The 8,972-nt window shown below is 60.6% G+C and carries 8 protein-coding genes; 2 read left to right on the forward strand and 6 right to left on the reverse strand.

Annotated elements, in window-relative coordinates; genetic code table 11:
* Positions 1–65: 65 nt before the first annotated feature.
* The 3 genes from choV to WBB95_RS11765 form a co-directional block, all read right to left on the reverse strand.
* Positions 66–1,244, reverse strand: coding sequence for a choline ABC transporter ATP-binding protein (gene choV, locus WBB95_RS11755; RefSeq protein ID WP_424487751.1), 1,179 nt, complete (start codon positions 1,242–1,244; stop codon positions 66–68).
* Complete coding sequence (gene choW, locus WBB95_RS11760; RefSeq protein WP_078739495.1) at positions 1,241–2,086, reverse strand: choline ABC transporter permease subunit; 846 nt, start codon at positions 2,084–2,086, stop codon at positions 1,241–1,243. Before choW ends, choV begins: the two co-directional genes overlap by 4 nt.
* Positions 2,087–2,152: 66 nt before the next feature.
* Positions 2,153–3,100: a choline ABC transporter substrate-binding protein gene (locus WBB95_RS11765; RefSeq protein ID WP_424487752.1), complete on the reverse strand. Its 948-nt coding sequence runs from the start codon at positions 3,098–3,100 to the stop codon at positions 2,153–2,155.
* A gap of 414 nt (positions 3,101–3,514) precedes the next feature.
* Between WBB95_RS11765 and WBB95_RS11770 the strand changes: the two genes are divergently transcribed.
* Both WBB95_RS11770 and WBB95_RS11775 read left to right on the forward strand, forming a co-directional pair.
* Complete coding sequence (locus tag WBB95_RS11770) at positions 3,515–4,891, forward strand: L-serine ammonia-lyase (RefSeq protein ID WP_424487753.1); 1,377 nt, start codon at positions 3,515–3,517, stop codon at positions 4,889–4,891.
* Between the two features lie 520 nt (positions 4,892–5,411).
* A complete protein-coding gene (locus WBB95_RS11775) occupies positions 5,412–6,515 on the forward strand; it encodes a GlxA family transcriptional regulator (protein WP_003216915.1) in 1,104 nt (367 codons plus the stop codon).
* Between the two features lie 110 nt (positions 6,516–6,625).
* Here the strand turns inward: WBB95_RS11775 and WBB95_RS11780 are convergent, their stop codons facing one another.
* The 3 genes from WBB95_RS11780 to WBB95_RS11790 form a co-directional block, all read right to left on the reverse strand.
* A complete protein-coding gene (locus WBB95_RS11780; protein ID WP_424487754.1) occupies positions 6,626–6,889 on the reverse strand; it encodes a hypothetical protein in 264 nt (87 codons plus the stop codon).
* Between the two features lie 359 nt (positions 6,890–7,248).
* Positions 7,249–8,409 (reverse strand): gamma-butyrobetaine dioxygenase, encoded by a 1,161-nt coding sequence (locus WBB95_RS11785; RefSeq protein WP_424487755.1) that lies wholly within the window; start codon positions 8,407–8,409, stop codon positions 7,249–7,251.
* A gap of 9 nt (positions 8,410–8,418) precedes the next feature.
* Positions 8,419–8,898, reverse strand: a complete 480-nt coding sequence (locus WBB95_RS11790; protein WP_424487756.1) for a thioesterase family protein — start codon at positions 8,896–8,898, stop codon at positions 8,419–8,421.
* Between the last annotated feature and the right edge of the window lie 74 nt (positions 8,899–8,972).

Consider the following 8,972-nt stretch of genomic DNA (forward strand, 5'->3'; position numbering starts at 1 on the left):
TGCTATCGCAGGCAAGCCAGCTCCCACATTGACCCAGTTTCTCCCGTGGGTTTTGCAGTGCTGCCTTAGCCGAGGTTCTTGCCTAAGAGGGCGTGGTACAGCTCGCTGTCCCCCAGAATCCCCACCACCTGGTTGTTGTTATGCAGCACCAGCTTGTTCCCGGTGTGATAACGGATCTGCAGCGCGTCACGCATGCCGATATTGGAGTCCACCAGCGTCGGCACCCGGCCCAAACCTTCCACCGGTTGCCCCGGTGCCCAGTTCTGCAGGTTCATCACCGCGCCATTCTGACGGGCGCCCTGGATGGTGTTGCCTTCGGCCAGGTCCAGCCATGAATCGCCGCCCGGATCGAGGCACACAGAGCCGTTCACACGGGTGCAGTTATCCAGGGTGCGCATCAGGCTGCGGCCGCACAGCACGTTCAGCGGGTTGGTATGCGCGACGAAGGTGCGCACATAGTCGTCCGCCGGGTTCAGCACGATCTCTTCCGGCACGCTGTACTGAATGATCTTGCCGTCTTTCATGATCGCGATGCGGCTGCCCAGTTTCAGCGCCTCATCCAGGTCATGGCTCACGAACACGATGGTCTTGCTCAGCTTGCGTTGCAGCTCCAGCAGTTCATCTTGCAAGCCTTGGCGGATCAACGGGTCGAGGGCGGAGAAGGGTTCGTCCATCAGCAAGATATCGGCATCCATCGCCAACGCGCGGGCCAGGCCGACGCGCTGCTGCATGCCGCCCGAGAGCTCGTCCGGCTTCTTGTTGCGCCATTGGGCCAGGCCGACCAGTTCCAGTTTGTCGTCCACCAGTTTGCGCCGCTCCTTCTCGGGGCGGCCCTGCATTTCCAGGCCAAAGCTGATGTTCTCGCGCACCGTCAGCCAGGGCATCAGGGCGAATTTCTGGAACACCATGGCGATGCGCTTGGTGCGCATCATTTTCAGCTCGGCCGGTGTGCACGACGCGATGTCGATCTGACGACCTTCATGCTCGACAAACAACTTGCCGCGGCTGACCGTGTTAAGGCCGTTGATGCAGCGCAGCAAGCTCGATTTGCCGGAGCCGGACAGGCCCATCAGCACGCAGATCTCGCCTTTCTCGATGTCCAGGCTGGCTTTTTCAACGCCGACAATCTGCCCGGTCTTTTTCAGGATCTCGTTGCGGTGCATCCCCTGGTCCAGCAGCTTGAGTGCTTCGCGCGGGTCTTTGGAGAAGATCACATCGACATTGTCGAATCGGATAATGCTCATGCATCACCCCCTACTTTGGCGTCGGGTTGTTTGCAGATGCGGTCGAGCATGATGGCCAGCAACACGATGGCCAGGCCAGCTTCAAAGCCCAGGGCGATGTCGGCGGTGTTCAGTGCGTTGACCACCGGCTTGCCGAGGCCGTCGGCGCCTACCAGCGCGGCGATCACCACCATCGACAACGACAGCATGATGCATTGGGTAATGCCGGCGGCAATGCTCGGCATGGCGTGGGGCAGTTCAATGCGTGAGAGCAACTGACGGCGCGAGCAGCCAAAGGCCTTGCCGGCGTCCATCAACTCTTGTGGAACGTCGCGGATACCCAAGTAGGTCAGGCGGATAGGCGCGGCAATCGCGAACACCACCGTGGAGATCAGCCCGGGCACCACACCCAGCCCGAAGAGGGTCAGGGTAGGGATGAGGTAGACGAAGGTCGGCACGGTCTGCATCAGATCGAGCACCGGCCGCATCATGGTGTAGAACAGCGGTTTGTGCGCGGCAACAATGCCCAGCGGCACACCGATGACCACGCAGACCAGGGTGGCGAACAACACCTGCGCGAGGGTTTCCATGGTTTCCTGCCAGTACCCCAGGTTCAGGATCAGCAGGAAGGAGGCGATGACAAAAACCGTCAGGCCCCATTTGCGTTGAATAAAGTGAGCCAGCAGCGCAATCAGACCGATCAATGCCAGCGGATTGAACCAGGTCAGCGCGAACGTCACGCCGTGGATCATCGTTTCCAGGGTCGATGCGATTGCGTCGAAGTAGTTGGCACCGTGCTGGGTCAACCATTCAACGAAGGCAGCGATGTACTGGCCTAGTGGGATTTTATGTTCAGTCAGCATGGTAGTGAATGTCCACATGCGAAGGGGAAAACATCCCGGGCCAGCGCACCGGCCCGGGGTCAGCGATTACTTGTCGAGGTAAGCTTTGACGGCCTCCAGACCTGGTTTGCCATCAACCGTGGTCACACCGGCGAGCCAGGTGTCGAGCACTTGCGGGTTAGCTTTCAGCCAGGCTTTGGCGGCGGCGTCCGGCTTTTGTTTGTCGTCCAGGACTTTACCCATCAGGGTGCTTTCCATGTTCAAGGTGAACGACAGGTTTTTCAGCAACTGGCCGACGTTGCTGCATTCCTGGGTGTAGCCCTTGCGCACGTTGGTGTAGATGGTGGCCTGGCCGTAGTTGGGGCCGAACGAGTCGTCACCCCCGGTCAGGTACTTCATCTTGAAGCGGGTGTTCATCGGGTGCGGTTCCCAGCCGAGGAACACGATGGCCTGGTCACGCTTGGAGGCGCGTTCCACCTGCGAGAGCATCCCGGCTTCGCTGGACTCGACCACTTTGAAACCGGCGGTTTTCAGGCCGAAGGCGTCTTTGTCGATGAGGGTCTGGATGGTGCGGTTGCCGTCGTTACCCGGCTCGATCCCGTAGATCTTGCCGCCCAGTTCATCCTTGAATTTGACGATGTCGGCGAAATCTTTCAGGCCTTTGTTGTACAGCGCCTCGGGCACCGCCAGGGTGTACTTGGCGTTTTCCAGGTTGGCGCGCACGGTCTCCACGGTGCCGGCATCACGGTACTGCTTGATGTCGTTCTCCATGGTCGGCATCCAGTTGCCGAGGAAGATGTCCATGTTCTTGCCGTCAGCCAGCGACTTGTAAGTCACCGGTACCGAAATCATCGTGGTGCGCGGCTTGTAGCCCAGGCCCTTGAGGACTTCGCTGGTGGTGGCGGTCGTGACGGTGATGTCGGTCCAGCCGACGTCGGAGAAGTTGACGGTCTGACATTGTGCCGGTTCTGCAGCGTGCGCCAGGACTGGCAGACTCAGCATGGCGGCCAACAACAACGAGGGTGAACCTTTCATGGGGCTAGACTCCTGTGTTTTTTCTGGCGGCATTCGCCGCGCTTTATAAGTGTTGCGGTTGGGGCGTGCGACATAGCGGCGGCACGGTGCCTTGCAAACGAGTCGAGACTGATCATGTACCAGTGAAAATCTGACGCCTACAGGGGGCGTCGTATCCAGTACAGGGATGGTCGTATCCAGTGTCGGTGACGTCGCTTACAGATTTTTCCAAAGGCAAAACTGCAGTTTTTGCCGATCTGCACCGCTAAAAACGGCCAAAACGCCTGATCGCACAAGGGCGGCGTTGGTGAGCATGGTTACGTCGGTGTGAGACGCCGTGAGGGGCAACAAAAGGCTGATGATGCCGCCATCTGGGCGATCTGAGCGTAGCAGCTCCTTGGTGCCAGGCCTGTTCACCTGCGGAGTTTCACGGCAATGGCTATCAGCGTTTTCGACCTGTTCAAGATCGGCATCGGGCCTTCCAGTTCTCACACCGTCGGGCCCATGCGCGCCGCGGCGTTGTTCGCTCAAACACTGCGTGAACGTGAACTGTTGGAACAAGTGCGGCGCGTCGAAGTTCAGCTGTATGGCTCGCTGTCGGCCACCGGCATCGGCCACGGCAGCGACACCGCGACCATCATGGGCCTGATGGGCGAGTGGCCGGACGCAATCGACCCATCGCAGATCGGCGTGCGTATTCACACCCTGCGCGAAACCGACACACTCTTGCTCGACGGGCGTTTGCCGGTGCCGTTCATATGGGCGCGCGACATGCGTTTGCTCGACGAAAACCTGCCGTTCCATCCCAACGCCATGACCCTGGTGGTGTGGGGTGATGACGGCGAGCTGCACCGCGATACCTACTATTCGGTCGGCGGCGGGTTTGTGGTGGACGAAGCCCAGGCGCAAAGCGGCGTGGCCGACATGGACCGCACCGAGCTGCCGTATGACTTTTCCAGCGCGGCGCAATTGTTGCAGCTGTGCAAGACCCACAACCTGCGCGTGGCCGAGTTGATGCTGGCGAATGAAAAGACCTGGCGCTCGGAAGACGAAATCCGCAGCGGCCTGATGAAACTCTGGCGCGCCATGCAGGACTGCGTGGAGCAGGGGCTCAAGCACGAAGGTATCTTGCCCGGTGGTTTGAATGTGCGTCGCCGTGCAGCCAAGTTGCATCGCAGCCTGCTGGAGCTGGGCAAACCGAACGTGATTGGCTCGACCTTGAGCGCCATGGAGTGGGTCAACCTGTTCGCCCTGGCGGTGAATGAGGAAAACGCAGCGGGCGGGCGCATGGTCACCGCGCCCACCAATGGCGCGGCGGGGATTATCCCGGCCGTGCTGCACTACTTTATGAAGTTCAGCGAGGAGGTGACGGAAGCCAACGTCGTCGATTACCTGCTGGGCGCGGCGGCGGTCGGGATTCTGTGCAAGAAGAACGCGTCGATCTCGGGTGCTGAAGTCGGCTGCCAAGGCGAGGTGGGTTCAGCCTGCGCCATGGCCGCCGCCGGGTTGGCCGAGATCCTTGGTGCCACGCCGGAGCAGCTGTGCAACGCCGCTGAAATTGGCTTGGAACACAACCTCGGCCTGACCTGCGATCCGGTGGGCGGGCTGGTGCAGGTGCCGTGCATTGAGCGCAATGCGATCGCGGCGGTGAAGGCGATCAACGCCGCGCAAATGGCGCTGCGCGGCGATGGCCAGCACTTTATCTCCCTCGATCGGGTGATCCGCACCATGCGCGATACCGGCGCGGACATGCACGACAAGTACAAGGAAACCTCGCGAGGCGGGTTGGCGGTGAGTGCGGTGGAGTGTTGATTCAGTGATACCGCCATCGCAGGCAAGCCAGCTCCCACATTCGACCGTGTTTCCTCAGGATGTAGGCGGTCGAGTGTGGGAGCTGGCTTGCCTGCGATAGCGGTGGTTCAGGTACGACTGCTCATAAAGTGAACACCCGGATCCAAAAGCGCCACCTTTTAGCGCGTCGCAAACAGATAAGTAGCTTCCGAACGATTTCCCGCCTGACCACCCGTCACCCGTGCTTGCGGTGACAGACTTCTCCCACGCCCTCAAAGCGCCTTCCCACAAGTGCTACCGATCTGCTCACGGCCCATGAGCCGGGCTGGTCTGACGTCCATTTCGAGCCCTATCCCGCACTCCTTGCACGGGCTTATATAGACGCGTCATCAGGTCGTTTTCAGGAGTTATTGAATGGCCATTCAATTTTAGGCATGGCATTTGCTCTGTCTATTCAAAGCCTCTCTCCTCGCTGGAGACGAGCGCAATAACAAGAGCCTCGCCTGAGGCCATCACCCGCTTTGTGTGAGGAGATACCGCGATGACGTCGTTCAACTCAGGGGCCCAACCCCAGAACCGTGCGCCTCAATCCATCGGCTTTTTGCTGCTGGACAATTTCACGCTGATTTCCCTGGCGTCGGCCGTGGAACCGCTGCGCATGGCCAACCAGCTGTCCGGCCGCGAGCTGTATCGCTGGACAACCCTGAGTGTCGACGGCAACCAGGTGTGGGCCAGCGACGGTCTGCAAATCACGCCCGATGCCTCCATGCACAAAGCCCCGGCCCTCGACACTGTGATTGTGTGCGGCGGCGTGGGTATCCAGCGCACCGTCACCCGTGAACATGTGTCGTGGCTGCAAAGCCAGGCGCGCCAGTCGCGTCGCCTCGGCGCCGTATGCACCGGCAGTTGGGCCCTGGCCTGCGCCGGTTTGCTCGACGGGTTTGATTGCAGCGTGCACTGGGAATGCCTGGCGTCGATGCAGGAAGCCTTCCCGCGCGTGGCCATGAGCACACGCCTGTTCACCCTCGACCGCAACCGGTTCACCAGTTCGGGCGGCACCGCGCCGCTGGACATGATGCTGCACCTGATCAGCCGCGACCACGGCCGTGAACTGTCGGCCGCCATTTCCGAAATGTTCGTGTACGAACGCATCCGCAACGAACAGGATCACCAGCGTGTGCCGCTCAAGCACATGCTCGGCACCAACCAGCCGAAGCTGCAGGAAATCGTCGCGCTGATGGAAGCCAACCTGGAAGAGCCGATCGACCTCGATGAGCTGGCGGTGTACGTCGCCGTCTCGCGCCGTCAACTGGAGCGCCTGTTCCAGAAATACCTGCACTGCTCGCCGTCGCGTTACTACCTGAAGCTGCGTTTGATCCGTGCAAGGCAGTTGCTCAAGCAAACCCCGATGTCGATCATCGAAGTGGCGTCGGTGTGCGGGTTTGTGTCCACGCCGCATTTCTCCAAGTGCTACCGCGAATACTTCGGCATTCCGCCACGGGATGAGCGTGTAGGGTCCAACACCACCCAGCAAGTGGCGATGATGCCGATTCCGCAGGCGCTGGTGCTGTCACCGTTGTCGGGGCCGCTGTCGGCATTGAGCCAGGCGCGCAATGAGTCGACGTTTGCCAGCGTAAGGCTCTAGACCGAGGGGACTTCATCGCAGCGATGCGGCGACCCGACAAGCCAGCTCCCACATTTGACTGTGTTCACACATCAACAGGTGGGAGCTGGCTTGCCTGCGATAGCACTCTATCAGGCGCCCGAACTCTGTTTGAACTGCACCAACGCCGGCAACAGCTGCTTGTCGATCGCCTGCCTCACCGCCGGCAAGATCGTCGCGCTGCCGGTGTACATCTGTTCCACCATGCCCTTGAGCGCCTTGGCCCGTGCCGGGCTCAAACCACGCACCGCACACTCACAGGCCTGCTCGGCGGTGGCACCGCTGGACACTTCAAAACCCAGCGAGCGCAGTTGGCCCAGCAGGTCATCCTGGTCAATCAAATCCGCGTGCATCATGGTGTTTATCCTGGTGGAGGGAGCGGGGATTGATCTGGATTCTGGTAGGCCCTCGGCCGGTCGGCAAGGGCAGAATCAACGAATGGCTCAGATGGCTATGAGCATGTCGTTTTCGGGTCATTTACCGACAGCAGTAATAGGCACACTGAAGGCCAGGCAAGCAGCTTGAAGGTTTGGTCACCCTCGGGATGTCACGCTCACACAAAGCACTCTGCCCCGATCCAGTCACGGCTGGATCGGGGCTTTTTTTGCCTGGTTTTTGTGGTGGATGTGCCGGCCTCATCGCAGGCAAGCCAGCTCCCACAGTTAGAGTTGTGAATACAGTCAAATGTGGGAGCTGGCTTGCCTGCGATGGCGGTCTACCGCTGCAACACCAATATCCGGGACAGCAACTCATCCCGGTCGATGTAACACCCCTGAAAATGCCTTGCCCCCGAAGCCGGATCAAACGCATTGCGCGCATGCAACGTGCGGCGGTTGTCAAAGCACCACAACTCGCCCGGGTTCAGGCGCTTGACCAGACGAAAACGCTCTTCGCGCGTCATCGCAATAAAGCGCCGATACGCGCGGTACAACAACGGCATCAACGCCACCGGCGCATCGAATGGCCCACGCAAAAAGTTGGCCATGCGAATCTCCGCCACGTCCCCCAACGCATCCAGGGCAATGATCGGCGCCAGGCGCCGATAGTCGCTGTGACGGTCTTTATTGCGAAACTCCACCGGGATCTCACACAGCGCGCGAAACGCCTCGGGGTCTTCAGTGCGCAGCGCGTGGGCGATGGCAAACCCGTCGACAAAGATACTTTCGCCGCCGTCGGCATCGTTCACCAGGCAGTGCAGGAATTGCAGCCCCGGTTGCAGCTCCCGGGTCGGCAAATCACTGTGCAGCGGCAGGTTGAAAGCGGTGTAGGCATTGCTGTCGGCGTCGGCCTTGGATTGCACGTTGAACAGCACGCCAAAGTTGCTTTCGCGGATGAACGAAATACGTTTGGCAACCAGCGCCAGCGAGCCGGGTTCGGTGGGCACACCACGGATTTGTGTGAGGCCGCTGTCGCGCAGCGCGAGCAGCCATTGCAGCAGGGTTTTGGGGTCTTCCATCACGGCGGCATAGTCGAACACCGGCAGCGTAAAACTGTGGTCCCACCGCCGGGATTCAGGCTTTGCCGCGCGACGCTCTGCGCGTGATTCATCGTCATAGGCATGGGCCCGCAGCCAGCCCGGATCGTAGTGGCTACGATGGCCGCCGCGCCATTCCACACTGAGAAACCCCTCGTCGATCCATGCACTGACCGCACCGAGGTGCTCATCCACGTCGACGATTTCCAGCACCTGTTCGCGCGTGACGCTGTACACGCATTCCGCGCACGGGCAGTTGTCGCGCAGCCACTGATGATGAAACGGGCTGACCCGGCCATCGGCCCATTGCACACGAATCTGATCCGTCAGCACCTGCGCCTTGGCGAGGTCGCAGATCTTCGGGTAGGTACGGAAATCGGCAACAGCGGCGGCGGTTTGCATGTGAGCTCCTTAGTGCTTTTTGGGCGGCAATCCAATCACTCGGCCGAGCAGGGCAGGGCGTGCCAGGTCAGCCTGTGCAGCGCTGATGGCCGCCAGTTTTTCCAGCGTCGCCACGGTGAACGGCGCCGACTGCGGGCCGGCGAGGTCGACGTGCAGCAGCATCTGTTCGTTGCCGGCCAGTTCCTTCTCATCGCCCACCAGGTGCAGGCTGTGGTAGAGGTGCAGGCGCTTGGCATCGTGAGCGATCAGTTGGGTGTGCACCTCCACTTCGGCGCCGAGTTTGACCTCGTGCAGGTAGTTCAGGTGCAGCTCCAGGGTGAACAGCGAGTGGCCGCTGGCTTCGCGGTTTTCACTGTCCAGGCCAAGGGTGTCCATCAGCGCGTCGGTGGCGTAGCTGAAGATCAGCAGGTAGAACGCATCGCGCAGGTGGCCGTTGTAGTCCACCCAGTCGGGCTGGATGTTTGTGGTGTAAGTCGTGAGCGCAGGCATGGCGTGGATTCCGAACAATATACTCGGTCAAAAATGTGGGAGCGGGCTTGCTCGCGAATGCGGTGGGTCAGTCA

The sequence above is a fragment of the Pseudomonas sp. genome, assembly GCF_049645325.1.
Classification (GTDB): Bacteria; Pseudomonadota; Gammaproteobacteria; order Pseudomonadales; family Pseudomonadaceae; genus Aquipseudomonas.